This window comes from Streptomyces sp. WMMB303, assembly GCF_029351045.1.
In the GTDB taxonomy this organism is placed as follows: Bacteria; Actinomycetota; Actinomycetes; order Streptomycetales; family Streptomycetaceae; genus Streptomyces.
This window is the reverse complement of the sequence record NZ_JARKIN010000001.1, coordinates 4,477,574-4,495,716: the sequence shown is the minus strand read 5'-3', so window position 1 is coordinate 4,495,716 and position 18,143 is coordinate 4,477,574. Positions and strand designations below refer to the sequence as shown.

16 protein-coding genes are annotated in these 18,143 nt (G+C 71.2%); 12 read left to right on the top strand and 4 right to left on the bottom strand.

The features are described from left to right. The 4 genes from eccD to P2424_RS19960 are packed head-to-tail and all read left to right on the top strand — an operon-like array spanning position 1 to position 5,558. Positions 1-1,485, top strand: a complete 1,485-nt coding sequence (eccD, locus tag P2424_RS19975) for a type VII secretion integral membrane protein EccD (RefSeq protein WP_276477121.1) — start codon at positions 1-3, stop codon at positions 1,483-1,485. Beyond that, on the top strand, positions 1,482-2,870 hold the full coding sequence (locus P2424_RS19970; RefSeq protein ID WP_276477120.1) for a S8 family serine peptidase: 1,389 nt from the start codon (positions 1,482-1,484) through the stop codon (positions 2,868-2,870). The genes eccD and P2424_RS19970 overlap by 4 nt, the downstream gene beginning before the upstream one ends. A gap of 4 nt (positions 2,871-2,874) precedes the next feature. After that, complete coding sequence (gene eccB, locus P2424_RS19965; protein ID WP_276477119.1) at positions 2,875-4,344, top strand: type VII secretion protein EccB; 1,470 nt, start codon at positions 2,875-2,877, stop codon at positions 4,342-4,344. Beyond that, positions 4,341-5,558 carry a type VII secretion protein EccE gene (locus tag P2424_RS19960; protein ID WP_276477118.1) on the top strand — a complete coding sequence of 406 codons (1,218 nt, stop codon included), beginning with the start codon at positions 4,341-4,343 and terminating at the stop codon, positions 5,556-5,558. Before eccB ends, P2424_RS19960 begins: the two co-directional genes overlap by 4 nt. Positions 5,559-6,072: 514 nt before the next feature. On the opposite strand, the gene P2424_RS19955 is transcribed toward P2424_RS19960, so the two are convergent. Continuing rightward, positions 6,073-8,193, bottom strand: a complete 2,121-nt coding sequence (locus P2424_RS19955) for an AfsR/SARP family transcriptional regulator (RefSeq protein ID WP_276477117.1) — start codon at positions 8,191-8,193, stop codon at positions 6,073-6,075. Between the two features lie 253 nt (positions 8,194-8,446). On the opposite strand from P2424_RS19955, the gene P2424_RS19950 reads away from it, so the two are divergent. Continuing rightward, complete coding sequence (locus tag P2424_RS19950) at positions 8,447-9,382, top strand: helix-turn-helix transcriptional regulator (RefSeq protein ID WP_276477116.1); 936 nt, start codon at positions 8,447-8,449, stop codon at positions 9,380-9,382. 12 nt (positions 9,383-9,394) lie between these two features. Here the strand turns inward: P2424_RS19950 and P2424_RS19945 are convergent, their stop codons facing one another. Further along, on the bottom strand, positions 9,395-9,946 hold the full coding sequence (locus tag P2424_RS19945; protein ID WP_276477115.1) for a peptidoglycan-binding protein: 552 nt from the start codon (positions 9,944-9,946) through the stop codon (positions 9,395-9,397). A 149-nt stretch (positions 9,947-10,095) separates the two neighbouring features. On the opposite strand from P2424_RS19945, the gene P2424_RS19940 reads away from it, so the two are divergent. The 3 genes from P2424_RS19940 (at position 10,096) to P2424_RS19930 (ending at position 12,556) form a co-directional block, all read left to right on the top strand. After that, on the top strand, positions 10,096-11,055 hold the full coding sequence (locus P2424_RS19940) for an XRE family transcriptional regulator (RefSeq protein ID WP_276477114.1): 960 nt from the start codon (positions 10,096-10,098) through the stop codon (positions 11,053-11,055). A gap of 359 nt (positions 11,056-11,414) precedes the next feature. Next, positions 11,415-11,843 carry a hypothetical protein gene (locus P2424_RS19935; protein ID WP_276477113.1) on the top strand — a complete coding sequence of 143 codons (429 nt, stop codon included), beginning with the start codon at positions 11,415-11,417 and terminating at the stop codon, positions 11,841-11,843. A gap of 557 nt (positions 11,844-12,400) precedes the next feature. Beyond that, complete coding sequence (locus P2424_RS19930; RefSeq protein WP_276477112.1) at positions 12,401-12,556, top strand: hypothetical protein; 156 nt, start codon at positions 12,401-12,403, stop codon at positions 12,554-12,556. Between the two features lie 259 nt (positions 12,557-12,815). On the opposite strand, the gene P2424_RS19925 is transcribed toward P2424_RS19930, so the two are convergent. Beyond that, positions 12,816-13,466: a DUF5701 family protein gene (locus tag P2424_RS19925; protein WP_276477111.1), complete on the bottom strand. Its 651-nt coding sequence runs from the start codon at positions 13,464-13,466 to the stop codon at positions 12,816-12,818. A gap of 254 nt (positions 13,467-13,720) precedes the next feature. On the opposite strand from P2424_RS19925, the gene P2424_RS19920 reads away from it, so the two are divergent. Beyond that, entirely contained in the window at positions 13,721-14,374 is a 654-nt protein-coding gene (locus P2424_RS19920) for a TetR/AcrR family transcriptional regulator (protein WP_276477110.1), read from the top strand. 38 nt (positions 14,375-14,412) lie between these two features. Here P2424_RS19920 and P2424_RS19915 read toward each other — a convergent pair whose 3' ends face one another. Beyond that, complete coding sequence (locus P2424_RS19915; RefSeq protein ID WP_276477109.1) at positions 14,413-15,375, bottom strand: LysR family transcriptional regulator; 963 nt, start codon at positions 15,373-15,375, stop codon at positions 14,413-14,415. A 49-nt stretch (positions 15,376-15,424) separates the two neighbouring features. On the opposite strand from P2424_RS19915, the gene P2424_RS19910 reads away from it, so the two are divergent. From P2424_RS19910 to P2424_RS19900, 3 genes are all read left to right on the top strand, one after another. Continuing rightward, positions 15,425-15,877, top strand: a complete 453-nt coding sequence (locus P2424_RS19910; RefSeq protein WP_276477108.1) for an SH3 domain-containing protein — start codon at positions 15,425-15,427, stop codon at positions 15,875-15,877. A gap of 373 nt (positions 15,878-16,250) precedes the next feature. Continuing rightward, positions 16,251-17,306 carry a Gfo/Idh/MocA family oxidoreductase gene (locus tag P2424_RS19905; protein WP_276477107.1) on the top strand — a complete coding sequence of 352 codons (1,056 nt, stop codon included), beginning with the start codon at positions 16,251-16,253 and terminating at the stop codon, positions 17,304-17,306. Between the two features lie 173 nt (positions 17,307-17,479). Then, positions 17,480-17,872, top strand: a complete 393-nt coding sequence (locus P2424_RS19900) for a hypothetical protein (protein WP_276477106.1) — start codon at positions 17,480-17,482, stop codon at positions 17,870-17,872. The last annotated feature ends 271 nt before the right edge of the window (positions 17,873-18,143 follow it).

The window sequence follows — 18,143 nt, the reverse complement described above, 5'->3', positions numbered from 1 at the left end:
ATGACAGCTCCCACCCTGCCCACGGCAGGCGATACCGACGCGAACGTGAACGCGCACGCGGTGGCGGACAGCACAGCCCGCACCGGCAGCGCCTTCTGCCGGGTCGCCATAGCAGGCCCGACAGGTCGCGCAGACCTCGCCGTACCGCTCGGCGTCCCCCTCTCCCGGCTGATGCCCGCACTACTGCGGCACGCAGGCGAGGAACCCGGCCCGGATGGTGGCGCTCTGCACGAAGGCTGGGCTCTGCGAACCGCCGACGGCGCCAGACTGGACGGCGCCCGCACTCTCGGCGCCCAGGACGTACACGAAGGGGACATCCTCTTCCTGCGGCACGGCATCGAGGACCTCGGCCCGCCCCTCTACGACGATGTCGTGGAGGTCATCGGCGCCGGCAGCGCTGAACGCGCCTGGCCCTCCGTGGCGGTGCGCCGTACCGCCGCAGTCTTCGCCGGGGTCGCCGTCGCAGCCGCCGCGGGAGCGCTGGCCGCCGCACCCGGAGCGCTTGCCGGATTCCTCGGACTGGCGGGCGCACTGCTCGGGATCGGTCTGGGAGCCTTGCTCTCCCGGGCGTTCGCCGATTCCGGGGCGGCCACCTACGCCGTGGTCCTCGCCGCACTTCTCGCTGCGGTCGGAGCCGTACGGCTGCTCGGCCCCGGCACGCCGGATGCCGTACGCGGCCTCGATGCCTTCGGCGGGGCGGGCGCCGCGCATCTGCTGCTGGCGTGTGCCGTCGTGGCAGTCGTCGGAGCCGCCGGGCCCGTTGTGGTCGGGGGCGGGGACGGGCCGTTCGCGGTGCTGGTGGCAGGAGGAGTGCTGGCGGCTGTCGGGGCGTTCACCGCCACCGTGTGGGATGTCATGCCTGCCCAGGCCGCATCCGTGTGCGCGCCCCTCGCTCTGGCCGTCACCACGCTGTGGCCGGCCCTCGCCCTGCGCCTAGCTCACATACCGGGGCCGCAGCTCGCGCGCGACGTGGAGGAGTTGGAGCAGCTGCCGGGGCTCATCGGCCACGGGCCTCTCCGGGTCCGTGTCGACCGGGCACGGGAACTGCTGACGGGGCTGCTCGCGGGCAGCAACGCCGTCGTACTCGGTGGCACACTGGTGCTGCTGGGCACAGGTGACCTGTGGACCGGTGTGCTGGCCGGAGTGCTCGGTGTGCTGGCACTGCTGCGGGCGCGGCTCTTCCGGGAGGCCACGCAAATGGCCGTCGCGCTCGCCACGGGCGTGGCCGTCCTGCTGGGCGCGGCCGTCCTGCTTGTCCTGGACTTCGCCGGGCGTTCGCTGCCGCTCCTCGGCGTGGTGCTGCCGCTGGCGCTGACAATCGCCCTGGCGGCATGCGCGGTTGGGCTCTTCAGCGGCCGTCGCCGGATCAACCCCCGGCTGTCGCGGCTGCTGGACACGGTGGAGACCCTGCTGCTGCTTGCGGTGGTGCCGCTGATCCTGGCCGTGTGGGAGGTCTATACGGCTCTGCTGGAGCTGAAGGCATGACAGGCCGAAGGGTTCGCGCGGCGGCCGCCGTAGCTGTGACGGCCGTGCTGGGGCAGCTGTCGCTGCCCGCTCCTGCCGCCCTCGCGGCTGACCGGGTCGATACGTCGTGTCGTCGTCCCCCGCAGCAGGGTGAGCCGCTGCCGGACGCGCTTCCGGGCCGCAGCCTCACCGACCGCCTCGGGCTGGCACAGTCCTGGGATCTCGCCGAAGGGGAGGGGGTCACCGTCGGTGTCGTCGACTCCGGGGTGGACGACCGTCACCCGGAACTGTCCGGTGCCGTCCGGCAGGGGGCCGAACTGGCGACGGTGCGTACGAAGAAGGGGTACCGGGCCCAGCGGCCCAAGCCGCCCGCGCTCGATTGCGAGAGCCACGGCACCGCTGTCGCCGGGCTCATCGCCGCACGCCGGGGTGGGGAGGCCCGCGTCACGGGGGTGGCGCCGGCGTCACGTATCGTATCGGTGCGAGTGGTGGGCGGGGTGGAGAACGCCCCGGCAGAGGTCCTGGCCGCAGCCATCGACCGCATCGTGGACAGCGGCGCGCAGGTGCTCAACCTCTCCTTCGCGCTGCCCGTCGACCGTGCCCCCGTCCGGAAGGCGATCGACCACGCGGTGGCCAAGGACGTCGTCGTGGTCGCTGCCGCGGGCAATGAGGGCACCAACGGGAAGAAGATGTACCCGGCGGCCTACGACGGGGTGCTCGCGGTCGGCGCGGTGCGGACGACAGGGCAGCCGATGCGGGAGTCGAACAGGGGCGGCTGGGTCGACCTCGCCGGCTACGGTCAGGACGAGGTCGTTCTGGCAGCAGGTGGGTCAGGCTACCGCCGGGACAAGGGCACCAGTTTCGCCGCCCCGCAGGTCTCCGGCGCTGCGGCACTGGTCCGCTCGCGCTTTCCCGAACTGTCAGCCCGCCAAGTGCGCGAGCGGCTCATGGGCGCGGCGGCGCCCGTCGGCGGCGGCGCGAACGACCGTACGGGCGCCGGGGTCGTGGACCCGTTCGGTGCCCTCACCCATCTCGCAGGAGAAGACCCGGGGACCGGATCAGAAGAGGATCAGGAAGCAGAAGCGCGGCCCGGAGCCATTCCCGTGCAGGCCGTGCCACGTCCGCGGCCGCTGCTCTCGCCAACCGGTGCGGCTGCCCTTGCCTGGAGCGGCGGGCTGCTGGTGACCGTGCTGCTCGCGGTGCTCGGCGCCCCTGCCGTCCGCCGCGCCGCCGCCCGACGCTGGCGACCGGCGCCCGTCGGCGGCCGGGGGGCCTGTCGCGCCGATACCGCCCCTTCCGGTGACGACCGGTCCCGGCCACCGATAGCACCTGCCCTGGACGGGCTGACCGGCAGCGCCCCCCGGACCCGGCGTGGCCGAATCCACAGAACCCACCGGACGAGTTGAGCTGATGGCGACTACCCGAGAACTGGCGGAAGCCCATGCGTACGGCAACCGGCGTCAGCAGACCGGCCTGCTGCGCGGCACCGACGAGGCCCTGCGTGATCCCCGGCGCCGTCTCAACCGCTCGCTGGGCGGTGGGGTCGCGCTCGGTGTCCTGGTGATGGCCGGCTTCGGCATCGCAGGCTGGCTGGGCGGCGGCAAGGGCCCCGACCTGCCGGGTGACGGCGCCGTGGTGGTCAGCGGCAGCGGTGACCGCTACGTGATGTCGGACGGGGTGCTGCACCCGGCGCTCAACCTGTCCTCCGCACTCCTGGTGGGCGGAGGTAAGCGGACCGAGGTCCGAGCGGACGCGCTCAAGGGCGTGCGGCGGGGGCCGCCCGTCGGTATCCCGGCGGCCCCCGACGCGCTGCCCGGCAAATCCGCACTCTCCACCGAGGAGTGGACGGTCTGCACGGTGCCCGGCGAGGAATCCGGTCAGCAGACGAGGACCCACCTGTACGTCGCGGTGCCCGACACCGTGTCCGGGAATGCTGAGGCCACCGTGATCGCCAAGTCACCGGGCGGAGACCTGTGGCTGCTGACCCAGGGACGCCGGTTCTCGTTGTCCGAGCCGGTCCGTGACGCGCTGGGTCTCCAGCGCGGCGAACAGATACCGCTGGCGGACGAGGTCCTGGCCACCGTCCCGGAAGGGCCGGCGATGCGGACACCTCAGTCGGTGCAGGGAGAGGGCGACGAGCCGAACGCCCGGCTACCGGTACGTGCCACCATCGGTGACCTGGCGGGGAGCGACCTGGGCGGTGTCAACCCGCAGTACTACCAAGTGCGGGACGACGGGCTGGTCGCTGTTTCCGAGTTCGTCTACACACTGCTGCGCACCACGGGCGTCGACGAGCTCGAGCTGACGCCTGCACAGGCGGCCGCTGCACCGCGCTCCGAGGCAGCTGCGCCGGGTGATCCGGCCTGGCCCGAGCGGCTGCCCGAGGCCGCGTCCCGCGATCGGGGCCGGCCGCTCTGCGTCAGTACGGCCCCGGGCAGCACCCCTGGCGACGCCCCGTGGCAGGCGACGGTGACGCTGCCTGAGCGGATGCCGCGGCCCGACGGCCTCGCCCCGGTCTCGGCGGCAGGCGGCAGGCCACTCGGCCGGGTGGACGAACTGTACGTTCCGCCGGGCGGGGGCGCGGTCGTCCGGGCCACGGCGTCAGCCGGCTCCGGCGGAACATACACGTTGGTCACCGACACAGGCACCGCCTACCCCTTCGCCTCGGCCGACGCGGTGACCCGGCTCGGCTACGTGGCGAAGCAGGCGCCCTCCTTGCCGAAAGGGTTCGTAGAGCTGCTGCCGAGGGGCCCGGTGCTGGATCCGCGCTCCGCTGCCGAGGAGCAGCAGGGCGGTCGCACGGAACCCCCGGAACGTACGGACGGTAAAGCCAAGGACAGGAGCAAGGGCGACAAGTCCGGCGAGGGGGAGCGGGAATGACCACAACGGTGCCATGGCTCCGGCGCGTGCGGCGGGGACGCCTCGTCGCACTTCAGGCCGGTGCGGGCTGCGCTGCCGCCGGCGGTGCCCTCGACGGCGCGGGCGGTTACGCCCTGACTGGTGCGGGAGTCCTCGTCGCGGCGCTCACGGTGCTGCGGGTGCGTGGCCGGACAGCCGGCGGACATCTGGTGTGGTGGCTGCGCCGCGGTGCCTTCGCCGCCCCCGCTCCCCGGCAGCGAGCCCGGCCCGACGACACCGCCCGGTTGGACGGTGCGCCGCCGGACCGGGACCCGGAGCGCCTCGGTCTCGCAGGGTCCCTCTTCCCCGCTCTGGAGATCACTCCGGTCACCAACCGCAACGGACCGGCAGTGGGCGTCGTATGTGACGGGCGCGGCTTCGCCGCCGTACTGCGGCTTCCCGCCGGTGTACACCCCGGCCTGCCCGTCGGTCTGCTCGCCAACTGGCTGCGGACCGATCCGGTCCGCCCCGCCGCCGCTCAACTTCTGGTGGAGCAGCACGGGCTGCCGTCCTGGGACGTCGAGCAGCACTTCGAGCCCACCACTGCCTATCGGCAACTCCCCGCGCAGCGCCATGTGGTAGCGGTGAGTTCCTGGCTCGTCCTGCGGTACGAACTTTGGGAGGCGCCCGAAGCCGCGGAACGCAGGGGTGGCGGGGCGGTGGGTGCACGGGTCGCGACCGCCGCCGCCACCGCGCGGCTGCGTGCCGTATTGGCCCAGGCGGATGTGCCGACCGGGCCCCTGGGCGCCGACGCGGTACAGGCGTTGCTGCGGGAGGTGGGCGACCCGGAGGGGAACGGGCGTGCCACGCCGGGGTGCTGGGCCGGAGCGGCCGCGACGCACTGCACGGCTGTCGCCGACATCCGCTCGGCCGACGGGTGGCGGAATCTCCTCGTCGCGCTTGCCGAATCCGGAGCGGAGCGTGTCGTCGCCGCAGCGACCGTGTCTCTCAGTGGTCCTGCTGCCACGGAGCACGGCGACGAGCCGGTCACCGAGGTGCGGACCGCGGTGCGGTGGGTGAGCCCGCTCGCTCAGCGCGCCGTCCGGGCCTGCGACCGCCTGGTGCGCGAGTCCGGCCTGGCACAGCCCTTGACGGGCAACCAGGAGGACGGCTTGGTGGCGACGTTGCCGCTGGCCTGCCCCGGGCGGTCGCTGGTGGAGACGACCGGCTTCGCGGTCGGGATGGGAGAACGGTGAACACGATGCCGCACACGGCGGAAAACGCGCCCGGCCCTCCGTCGGGACGGTCCCTCGGTCCCGGTCTTGTCGGCCTGCCTGCCACCCGCTGGAACACCGGCGGCGTCGGCGGAGGTGCCCAGGCGGGCTCCGGGGTCCCGCTGTACGACGCACTCGCCGGCATCCATCTCGGTACCGACCGGACGGGCCGCTCCGTCACGCTGCGGGCAGTGGGAGTGCGGATCGGGGTGCTGGGCGAATCCCTGTTCGGAAGACTTCTGGCCTGTCGGCTGTTGGCGATAGGCGTGCAAGTCACCGCCGTCACCCGCGGTCCCGCCCTGTGGGGGACGCTGGGTGACGCGGCCGGAGACCGGCTGCTGCTGGACGACGACCCGGGGTCCTGGCCCTCCCGTGCTCCGCAACCGCTCGGCGTGGACAACGGCCCGCAGGCGCTGATCTCCGACGTGCGGCGTGCGCCGCCGGTGCCGGCCAGGGAGGGCTCGGGCCGCTGGTGCACGGCCGTGCACGTGCGCCGTCAGGCGCCCCGGCACGGTGGCTTCTGGCATGGCCTGGACGCGCTGCTCGCGCTGGGCCCATCCTTCGCCGGCGCGGTACTGCCGGTGGCGGGTGAGTACGCCGCCCAGGTGACGGCGTCGCTTGAGCCGACCGAGATTGTGCTGTTCCGCGCGGGCGCCACCGAGATCCTGCGCCCGGACATCGCCCCGGCCGAGACCGCCTTGCTGACACCGGGGTGAGGCGGCTGTGCCGCGGCGTCGGCCCGCGTCCGGGCAGTGCTGAGGGCGTCGAGTTCGAACTCGTACGGTGTCCGCTGCAACAGCAGGTTCACCTCAGCCAGCCTGTCGAGGAGCCTGTCTGTCTCCCGTAGGGAGGTGCCCGACACGGCAGCAGCGGCCCGGGGGCCGATCACCCGTTCCGAACGCGTCCCCAGCAACCGGTGCAGCCGCCTGGCGTCGGGGGGCAGCGTGCGGTAGGACCACGACACGAGCCTGGGCGGATCGGTGGCAGCTCCGTGCGGGCTCAGCACCTCAGCTTCTTCGCCCTCGCCGTACGAGGAGCTGGACACCTCCGCGAGGCGGGCGTGGGGATAGCGGTTCACCCGTTCCGCAAGGCTCCGCAGGAGCAGCGGCAGATGTGCAGCACGACTGAGGAGCTGCGCGGCGGCCTCCGGTTCGGCCGCACACCGATGGTGGCCGATCAGCTTTTCGAAGAGGGCGGCGGCGTCCGCGGCGGTGAGCCGGTCCACCGGCAGGCGATGGGCGCCGTCCCGGGCCACCAGCCCGCGTAGCTGGTTACGGCTGGTGACCACGACCGTGTGGTCGCCGCCGGGCAGTAGCGGGGTCACCTGCGCGGTGTCGCGGGCGTTGTCCAGCAGTACGAGGAATCGCTTGCCGGACAGGACACTGCGGAACAGCGCGCCGCGGGCGTCGGCTCCCTCCGGTACCGGACCCTCGTACACGCCGGACAGCAGGATCCCAAGTGCCGCCGAAGGAGAAAGCGGTGCGTCGGGGGCGTAACCCCTCAGATCGACATGGAGCTGGCCGTCCGGGAACGACTCGCGCACGCGGTGGGCCCAGTGCACCGCCAGCGCGGTCTTGCCCGCACCGGCCTCACCCACGAGGGCCACTACAGAGGCGGGCGACCGCCCTGCGCCGGGCCTGAAGGCCCTGTCGAGGGCGCCGAGATGGGGTGATCGCCCCGTAAAATGGGCGGGGCCGGGCGGAAGCTGCCGCGGCGGATACGTCGGTCGCACACGACCTGCCGCCCCCGGCCCACGCGGTTGCCGGCGCGAAGGCTCGGACCGGCTTCCGGACGAGGTCGGGTTCGGTACCGGCGAGGACGGCTCGGGACCAAGGACGCCGGCGTCCCCGGCGAGCAGTTGCCGGTGCAGCTCGCGCAGTTCCGCGCTGGGCTCCACACCAAGGGCGTCCGCCACCGCCCGTCGGCACTGCTCGTAGCAGACCAGCGCCTCCGCCTGTCGGCCCGAACGCTGCAGCGCCCGCATCAGCTGTGCCCAGAAACGCTCCCGCAACGGGTCCTCGCTCACCAGGCGCCGCAGTTCCGTGATCACCTCGGCGTCGGCGCCCCGCCGCATGTCGAGGCAGATCCGGCGATGCAGGGCCTGTGCGTACTCCTCCGCCAGCGTCGGTACGACCTCCCGGTGCAGGGAAGCGCTCTCGACGTCACTCAGCGCGGAACCGCGCCACAGAGCCAGCGCCTGACGCAGCAGCCGTGCCTCGTCCTCCGGGTCCGCGGTGGCCGCGGCCTGCCCGGTGAGTTCCCGGAAGCGGTACAGGTCGAGTTCGTCGTCGGCGATGTCGAGCCGGTAGCCGCCGTCCGCGAACGGGATGAGAGGCGCGCTTCCGGCCGGGTCCAGCAGCCGGCGCAGACGTTTGACATGGTTGCGGATGGTCACCTGGGCGCTGGCCGGAAGCCTTTCGTCCCACAGCCGGTCAGCGATTACACCAGTCGGTACCGGCCTGCCGGGACTCAGGGCCAGAGTGGCGAGCAGCGTACGTTGCCGTCCCCTCGGCAGGGACACGGGCACACCGTCCCGGTCCAGCTCCAGCCTCCCCAGCACCCGTACGTGAAACCGATACACCCCTGCCCCCGCTTCTGTTCCGCCGTTCCTGTTCATCCCGGCCGGTCGCGCCGCCTGACCGGCTTGGTGACCAAGCCTGCGCCGCGACCTGCGGAGGAGGAAGGCGATGGCCCCAACCCGGGTCACGATGGGAAACCAGCGCTGTGACCAGCAACGATGCGGCCCGGGATGACAGTCCCGTGGGACGCTGGGCCGGCCCGGTGAATACGGTGGGGGACACTGGGACGGTGCGGGCCCGGGCGTGCGGCGCCCGGCGTGTCGGGGGCGCGCTTGGGGAGGGGAGAGGAAGATGGGACGCTGGCGCCCACTGCCGGAGGACGTGCGGCCGGAAGTGCGTCGGCTCGTGGAGCGGCTGAGACTGCTCAAGGACCGCGGCGGCCTGAGCTATACCGCACTCGCCGCCAAGACCCCCTATAGCGCGTCAACCTGGCAGCGCTACCTCAGCGCGGTGACCTTCCCGCCGTGGGAGGCGGCGGAAGCACTGGCGAAGCTCTCAGGGACCGACCACCGCCTGCTGGTGCGGCTGAGCGTCCTGTGGGAGTCGGCGAACGAGGCGTGGGAGGAGTCGAACCGCCGCCGTGCGCGGACCAAGCCCGTGCCGACGGCCCCGGCCGGCCCTGCTGCTCCTGATGTCCCGGCCACTTCGCCGGTTCCTGCCACGTCCGGCGAAGTGGCGTCCGGTACAGCAGACCTGAGTGGCCGGCGGACCTTGGGCCGCCCCAGCGGCTGGTCTGTTGCCACCCGAGCAGCCCGATGGTCGGTCGCGTTCGCCTCGCTTGTATTACTGGCGTCCGTACCGGATGCGTCAGGACGCGGGATCGGACGGCCTGACTGGCCCTATCCTCTCCCGCCCGAGGCTGCCGGCCCTGCCGACGGGGTACAACCGCGTTGCCGAGGAAAGGCGTGCGAAGGGCGTGACCCGGTACAGGCCGGCTGCCAGGTGGACGGGCGGGTGGTGGGCCGCTACGACATCAGGCACCATCGCATCGAGGTCTTCCACAGCACCGGGTGCGTAGCGGTCTGGGGTGCGGTGACGCCCGCCGAGGACGTAGAAGGCATCTCACTGAGTGCCCCCGGTGCCGGACAGATGTGGTGGGAGGACTCGAGCGGACGTACGGCAATGGCGCCGGCGCCCGAGAATCTCGGCTCGAACGTGCAGGTGTGCGCTGTCATCGAGGCCAGGCATTCCTGCGTGGACGCCGGGAAGCGGGCCTGGACGGACTGAGGAGGCCACCGCTCATTCCCTGGCGCTGTCGCACACCCGCAGCGTGGGCCTGTCCCGCCGCAGCGGCTTGTAGGTGCCGGAGTCCTCGACCAGGTACTTTCCGTCGTGGGCCAGCTTGAAGGGGACGTCGTGCCGTTCGCCCTCGAAGACGGTCATTCCACCGCGCCGGACGAGCCGTTCCGTCGCCCGCCCGAAGGACCGCGGGCCGACGATGCCGTCGGCGGGCAGCGCGTGATTGCTCTGCCAGGCACGCGTAGCCCGGCGGGTGGCCTTGGAATAGTGGCAGTCGATACTGGAGCGTTTGAGATATCCGTCCGCCCACAGGACTGTCTGCCACATTGCCGCCAGGTCACTGCGGTCGGGAAGGTTCTCACCGAGAAGGCCCTCGTCGTCCCAGTCGTCGGTGACTGTGCCGCCGCCACGGACATAGACATGACCTCCCGCCACCGACGGAGATCGCGGGCTGGCCTTCTCCTTGGGCGAGGCGTCGCTGCCGTCGGCGGAGCAGCCCGTTCCGGCGAGCGTCACGAAGAGGGTGAGGAGACGAACCAGGCGTTGAGACATGAGGACATCCTCTCCCCGCCTGGCGACTGTTGTCTGCCCTGCCCGGGACAGGAAAGCGGGACAGGTGAGCAGGAGCTATGGACAATTGTCAGCGCGCCGCGGCCGACGCGGTCAACGGACGGGACGACCAGAGAGGGGCCACAGGGTCGATGAGTGGGTGGAAGACATTGCCCGAAGCGCTCGAACTGGATGTGCGGCGCTTCGTCGAGCAGTTGCGCCGTACCAAGGACATGGCAGGTCTCACGCTCGCTCAGCTCGCTGAAGCCACCGCTTACAGCAAGTCGTCCTGGGAGCGCTGCCTCAACGGGAGTCAGCTCCCGCCTTCCCAGGCTGTCGAAGCGCTCGCCACCCGGGCGGGTACGGACCCGGAGCAGTTGCTGGCCCTGTGGGAGTTCGCGGAGGCCACGTGGAGCGACAGAGGCAGGACGAGGCGTGAGGACAGTGCCGGTGAGACGGAGGAGACGGACGTAGCGGGCCGGAAAGGTGTAGAGGATGAGGGGACCGCACCGGCCGAGCCCCGAGAGCCGGCCGGGCCCGGAAGGGCGCCAATAGGTGAGACCCCTGGACGTCCACGCCGACCGATGGGCACAGCTGTCCTCGCCGGGCTGGGAGCTCTTCTCACCGGTGCGGCCGTCCTCGCCGCCTTCGCCTTCTCCGGCGAGAGGACGTCGGAGGCGGAGAACGGGAGTTCCGCGGGAACGAACGCCACGCAATCTCCCGTGAAGGACGTGCAGGTGAGCTGCCACGGGGATTCGTGCAACGGCAAGGACCCTGTCGACAAGGGCTGTGGCGGAGACGCGTGGACAGCGGCCAGCGAACGGGTGGAGAAGTCCTACGTCGAGGTGCGCTACAGCAGCGCATGCCGTGCCGCCTGGGCGCGCATCAAGTCCGCGACGCCCGGCGACCGGATCGAACTCGTGCGGAAAGACGATCGCACGTACGACGAGGTCGTACCGGATGACGCCAATCTCGCGGCGTTCACCTTCATGCTGGGTGCTCCGACCCCTCAGCAGGTCAGGGCGTGCTGGGAGCTGAAGTCGGGCAACAAGGGCTGCACCGATTTCGGCGGAAGCGAGGAACTCCCAGCAGCTTCACCCGTGCCGTCGTGAGTGGTGCGTGAGGACATCCAGGCTCCGCCCATCGCACCCCAAGTGGTTCTTCCGCCTGCGCACCCCGCGATACCCGGCGGCGTACGCCACGTGCCTGCACGGCGCCCGCCCTGTTCGGTGTGCTGCTGCGGCCGCTGCTCCGCCCAGGCCCAACCTGATTGCGTGCAGGCGTACGACGACTGACCAGGCGGACCGGACACGGTCGACGGCTGCCCGTCCATACCGCAACGGTTCCAGACGGTTGTACCGCGCAAGTTGTCTCTTCGCTGTCAATCTCCGGTTTGACGACCTGAGAAGCACAAGCCTCTACCTTCAAGTCATTGCCGCAACGACCGATTGAGGGGGAAGCAATGAAGCGAATGGCACGTGCAGCAACCGTCGCCGCCGGTGTCGCCACCCTGACCATGGCCGGCCTCACAGGCTCCGCGTCCGCCAGCGCCGACGCGGTACGGCAGGACGTCTGCTTCGTAGGGGCCTGCGGAAGCGCCACGGTCAGTTTCCACGACAAGTACAGGGCCACCGTCAGCATGTCCGTCGCGGACACGAAGTGCGACGGACACGCTGCCAAGGTTCGCATCAAGGCTCGTCAGTACAGCTACAGCAATCAGACCTGGTACACGTACAAGGGTCCGTGGCACTACAACAAGAGCGGCTGCCACGGGGGATACAAGGCTTGGAACGGCCTGGGCTTCAGGGGGGAGGACCCGACCTCCTACATGACTGTCGAAATCTGCAATGACGGCGTGTACTGCCGGACATCCGGCGCGCTTGACAGCCCGTACTACTGACAGGCGCCTGCGAAGCCCCCGGCAGCCGGCCGGGGGCTTCCCCATGCAGCCGGTACGCGCCCCTACGCTTGGGACTGCTGCGCGGGTTGGTGGCCTGCCCCACCGGTTGGGCTCCGGACTCGGTGGCCAACCGGCAGCCGGGATGATGTTGTTCTCGGAGAGTGACGGCTCGCCCGGCTGGCCGTCGCGGAGGCCGCCATCCCCGGCCTGACCCCGTCGCCGCCCCTGTTCAGCGGCAATGAAGCCAACGACCGTCTGTGGCATTTCGCCTTCAACCGCCTCAGCGGTATCAATGAGCAACTGATCGAGGGGCGTGAACACCGCTTCTTCGGCTACCAGTTCACGCGAAGGCCGTCCATCCCCTGCCCGACCACGCGGTCCGGCACTACGTCGACGCCCTCACCGCCGGTCCCGAAGCGCTGCGCGCCAGCTTCGAGCCCTACCGTGCGCTCGACGAGACCGTCGCGCAGAACGAGGAACGCAAAACCCGCCGTCTGACACTTCCTGTTCTGGCGATCGGCGCCGCCCGGAACCTCGGGGCGGCGGTCGGAGCGACCATGAAGATTGCGGGGGACGACGTCACGAGCCTGTTCATCCCGGAGTGCGGTCACTTTCCGGCGGAGGAGACCTCGCAGGAACTGCTGTCAGCCCTGCACTCCTTCCTGGCTCCCTACCGTGCCCTGGGTCCTGTCCACAAGAACGTCTGCCGATGAGTGCACCCTCCGGTGGGAGTGCGAGTGTCTGGTCAGGATCCGCCTCGGGTCATGGAGGCCCCGAGTGCCTTCCGCTCAACCTGCGTTGAACGCCTCGGTGACGGTCAGCGGGTCCTCGTACAGGTGCATACGAACGATCCGGCCGCTCTCGATCACCAGGTGCATGGCCATCGGTGTGGTGAACTCCTTGTGTCGGAACGAGGTGCGCTTTCGAGGCCCGCCAAGGCCGTCGACGTTCATCTGTCGGACAGGGCAGGTCCTAGATTCTGCGCCCCTCCGTGGAGGCGAAACCGAGCCAGGTGTGCCGGTTGCGCCACCAGCACCAGCCGACCTTCGGGGCTCCGCGGCGTTCCCGCCCGTCCCGGCCGGTGCCGTTGCTGAGCCACAGGGCCGGGGTGCGGGCGTCCAGGGTGCCGTCGGGCTTCCGCAGCCGGGAGCCGATGGTCATGAAGCATCGGTTGCGTTCCAGCGCTGCCGGCTGGTTGAGCACCCAGTGGATGCCCTCGGTGAGCAGCAGGGGCGTACGGCCCTGCTCGGCCAGGGCGGGCAGGGCCTCCTCCGGGCTCCAGTTCGCCATATGGTCGCCGCGGTCGATGCCGGCGGCGAGGTAGAGGGGAGCGTCGGGCAGGTCGATGCCGCAGGAGGTGAAGCGGTCGACGTCGGTCATGTCGCTGACGACGAAGCCGGGCTTGTCCCCGTGGCGGAGCAGCGGGGCGAGCGCGGAGGCCGGAACCCGGTCGGGGTGGACGGCGAGGAGGGCGCCGTCGGCGGCGGATTCCGCGGCGAAGGATCGGAGGACGTGGGTGGGCAGCCGGGCCGGGTCGTGCACGCCGAGCGCGATCAGGTGTTCTGCCTGGGTGGTGAGGGTCGGCAGCTTGGGCATGGGGGCGGGGGACGTCGAGGTGGGCAAAGCACTCCCTGATGAGCGGGGAACGGACGTGGACGTGAAGGCGGGCCTCGGCGGCGCTGAGCAGTTGTTCGGTACTGCGCACATGCGCGCGGGGCGGTCAGGGGGCCACTGGGAGCAGGAGTGGGAGTCGAGCGGGGAGTGGCGGGAGTCCATCGCGGGGATCTGCGGCGGCGAGGAATCTTGCTACCAGTGTAAAAATACTATGAACGAAGAAGGGGGTCAACATAAAAATGCTATCGGTGTAAGATTTTTCCATGGCCACCCGCACCGCACCGCCGACGCCGCAGCCCGGACTCCGTGAGACGAAGAAACAGGAGAGCCGTCAGCTGATCTCCGATTCCGCCACCCGGCTGTTCCTCGCCCAGGGCTTCGAACAGACCTCCATCGCCGAGATCGCCGCCGCCGCGCGGGTGGCGAAGAAGACGGTCACCAACTACTTCCCGCGCAAGGAGGACCTGGCACTGGACCACCAGGACGCCTTCATCGCCTCGCTGGCCCGCGCGGTCACCGACCGGCGGCCGGGCGAGTCGGCGCTGGCCGCGCTGCGACGTGCCTTCGGCGACGCGGTAGCCGCCGCCGATCCGGTCGCCGGGTTCTCGGGAGCCGAGTTCGCGCGCATGGTGGCCGACAGCCCCACCCTGACGGCCCGGCTGCGCGAACTGCACGACCTGCGCGAAGCCGCCCTGGCCAGAGCGCTCACCGAGGCCACCGGCGCCGAACCCGACGACGTGGGCGTACGCACCGCCGCCGGACTGCTCGGCGCGGTCCACCGCATCCTCTTCGACCGCATCCAGCGCCTCACCCTCGTCGGGGAGGACGAAGCGCGGATCCGCACCGAGATCACTGCAGCGGCCGCGGACGCGTTCGGCCTCGTCGAACCCGCCCTCGGCGGCTACGCCGTCGCCTGACGGCTGTTCGCTGCCTGGTGCCTGGCGCCCGTTCGCACTCAGGACCGTCCGGGTGGGATCCGCCACGCCTGCCGGCCGACCACCGCACATGTCGCCTCCCGCACCAGCGCGACTGCCGGGTCGTCCCGGCGTGCCGTCTGCCAGGCCAGGGCGGCGGTGGTCCGAGGAAGCCCCCGGACCCGCACATAGGCGAGCCCCGGACGTCGGTAGAGAGTGCCGGCCGCCTCGGGGAGGAACAGCATGGCCTGTCCCTGAGCCACCGCGAGCAGGGCGGCCTCCAGGTCCCGGCAGACGGCCCCGAAGCGCACGGGTGTGCCGTCGGGACGCGGGTTGGCGGTCCAGTAGTCCCACCACATCCGGGGGACTTCGGGCGGTACGTCCACCACGGTGTGCTCGCGGAGCTCCGCGAGGTCGACGCAGTCGCGCTCCGCGAGGGGGTCCGAGGCCGGCAGGCAGGCGACCCGCTGCTCGTGGGCCAGGGTCACCCCCTCCAGGTCGGGCGGCAGCGGCGGCCGCAGGAAGGCGGCGTCCACCGCCCCGCGGGCGAGGGCCTGTACCTGCTCGACGAAGTCCACGTTGCGTATCTCCACCCGCACATCGGGATGGTGGCGTGCCAGGTGGCCCAGCACGTCCCGGGTGTACGGCATGGCCGTCTCGGCCCCGATCGCCCCCAGCCGCACCGTGAGCCGGGAGGACGAGGCCAACTCCGCCATGCGGGCCCGCGCCTCCAGCGCCGTCCGCGCGTACCCGACCAGCTCCGTGCCTTCAGCGGTCAGCCGGCACGATCTGCCGTCGCGTTCCGCCAGCTCGACTCCGAGCCGGTGCTCGAGCGCGCGGAACTGCTTGCTGAACGCGGGTTGGGAGACGAACGCACGGGCAGCGGCCCGTCCGAAGTGCCGCTCCTCGGCGAGCAACAGGAACAGCCGCAACTGGTGGAAGGTCGGATCCTGGTGAACTGTCGGACCGACGCTCCCTGCGGCTCCCGCTGGACCTGCAACCATGCCCGCCAGGCTATCGCCGAGCGCGACAAGTCATCACTGAATGCCTTCCATGGCCACCGAATCGCCCACCAGACTCGGTTGCGGTACCGCCGCCAACACCGAGGAGAGCGATGAGACGCTCAGGATCGCCCGCCGGTGCATCGCGAAGGCAGCCGCCGCAGTCGGGGCACCGGGGCTGTCCCTGGCGGGAACAGTCGTCGGTGCGACGCCGGGCAGCGCGGCCTCGCCTCCGTCCGCCGACGCGGTCGACTGCTCCTGTGCCCACTCCAACACGGACGCGGGAGCGGGCGGGACGACGACCTTCACCCGGATGCAGGCCGGCCCCTACGGGGCGTGCGGCACCGTGGTGGTGGCCGGTCCCGGGGTGAAGGTGTACTACCACTGCTACGTCGTCAACAAGTGCGGCAACAAGTGCTCCCACGTGCGGGCTGCGGGAACCTCGGTCAACGGTTGGGTCTGGAACGAGCACCTGGACGACGGGGGCAGCACGAAACGGTGCTGATGCCGCGCCCGAGCAGCCTGCGGGGGGAGGCATCAAGGCGCTTGCCGGAAGCGTGTCATCTGCTTTCGGCAAGCGCACTGGTGCCGGCGCAGCTTTCGACCGGCGCGCGACAGCAACTGCCATGAGCCTCCGGAACGACCGATCCGGTTCAGGCCGGGGCATGCCGACACCGAACGGGCTGTGCTCCTCCCGATCCCGGAAGGAGCACGCTCCGCCGGGCGATCGATGGCGCCTCTCCCCACAGCCCCGCGGGACAGGCGCCATCACTCACCTGCCAGTATGAGCATCACCGGCACCTGTTCCCGGTCGCGGGGAGGGCGGCTGCCGGAAATCAGCTTGCCGTGAGACCGGTGCGGCAGAAGATCATGTGCGCATGCGTATCGGAGTGATCGGGCTGCGGAGAGGGCTGTTCCTGGCGGGCTGGGCCCGGCGGGTCGGCATGCGGGTGGTGGCCGCCTGCGACCGGGACGCCGATCGGCGGGATGCGGCGAGGAAGGAACTGCCCCAGGTGCCGCTCACCGACCGGTGGGAGGATCTTCTGGACCTGCGCCTGGACGGGGTCGTCCTGGCCAACGACTTCGACGCACACGCGCCGTTGGCGATCGCGTTCCTGGAGCGGGGCGTGCACGTTCTGTCCGAGTGCGCGGCCTGTACGGGCACGGAAGAGGGACGGCTGCTGGTCGCCGCGGCGGAACGGTCAACCGCCACCTACTCCTTTGCCGAGAACTACGTCTGCCACCCCCACGTCCGTGTCATCAGCGAGGCGGTCGAGGCCGGAGAGGTCGGCCGGATCAGCCTGATCGAGGCCGACTACCTGCACGGTATGTCACCGGAGGGCATCACCGGACTCCTCGGCGACGCCGAAAGCTGGCGCGCCCGTATCGCCGCGACGGCCTATTGCACACACTCGGTCTCGCCCGTGCTGGCGGTCACGGGAGCCTGGCCGGTCGAGGTCACGGCGTTCCGGGCGGACGAGGCGGGTCCGGATCAGGCCGTCGTCATGGTGGTCCGGCTGTCCACGGGCGCGCTGGCCGTCACCCGCCACGGCTTCCTCCAGGGAGAGCCCGACAGCCATTGGAGCTGGCTCTCCGTCCGCGGTACCCGGGCGCTGGCCGAGTCCGTCCGCGCACCGGGCGAACGGTCCTGGTCCGTCCGCGTCCGTGCCGAGGCCTGGACACGCGATGACGGTGTCACTCATGAGGAAGAAAGGGTCCCGCCACCCTTCACTGTGCGCGGGCGGCCGGTGGAGCGGCACGCCGAGGGCACGGTGCGCGTCCTCCAGGCGTTCCGGGCCACCATGGAAGGCGGGGAGCCGCCACTGGTCCCGGTACGCCCCGCGGTGGCCGCCTCGCTCGTCGGCGTGGCCGGTGCCGAGTCGCTCCGAAACGGTTCACGGCCGGTGCGAGTGCCGGACTTCGCTCCGGGGTGACGGGCGCGGGCCCGGGCACGGATCCGTCCCGGTCGGAGCTTCGTCGCCCGGGCCGACGGCTCCCGGTACCCGGCGCACGCCCGTGCCGGTGCTGCACCGGGTCACGCCGACGGGCCCGCCGACTGCAGGGAGACCACGTCCGCACCGCTGAGCCCGGTGGTACCTTCCCCCGCATGCATCCGGACGTGATCCGCAACCGGTTCCGCGAACGCAGCGACAGAATAGGGAACTTGGGGATTGTGCTGTTGATGGTGGCGGCCGTTCTGTGGATCTGGTGCGGTGTGCTCCTCACGATGTCCTACGAGGTGCAGCGCCGCTTCAGTGATGAGTCGTTTCAGTGCGAGCCGCGGCTGTCCACCGATGCGGGAACCGCCAATCAGGGCGGGACGGAGACCCCCCGCGCGGACGAACGGGACTGGCCCGAGGCGGTCGTGCTGCTGGGGCTGTCCGTCCCGGTGTCCGTCGCAGGCGCGGTGTTCCTCACCTACGGCAGGCTCAGCGTGCGGATGAGCAAGCATGTCCAGGAGCTGGAGACTGCCCGTGGGAGGGCTGCTGCCGCCGCATAGCTCGCCCGGCCCCGCCGGCGTCGGCGCCCCGGCCGGGGGAGCCGGGCGGCGTGTGAGATGCTACGAACGCAGCAACTCCGTGCTTAGACAGCAGGCACACCATCCGCGGGAGCGGACTGTGGCGTGCGGTCGCGTCGACTTCCTCCCGTCCCCCCACCGGTCAGCAGACGGGAGCATCGACCTTTCATGAGTGCCGCCGCCACAGAGTTCCTGCCGCGCCCTCCCGACCGGGCCCTGCCCGCACCCTGGTGAGAAGAGCGCCCGAGGCCGC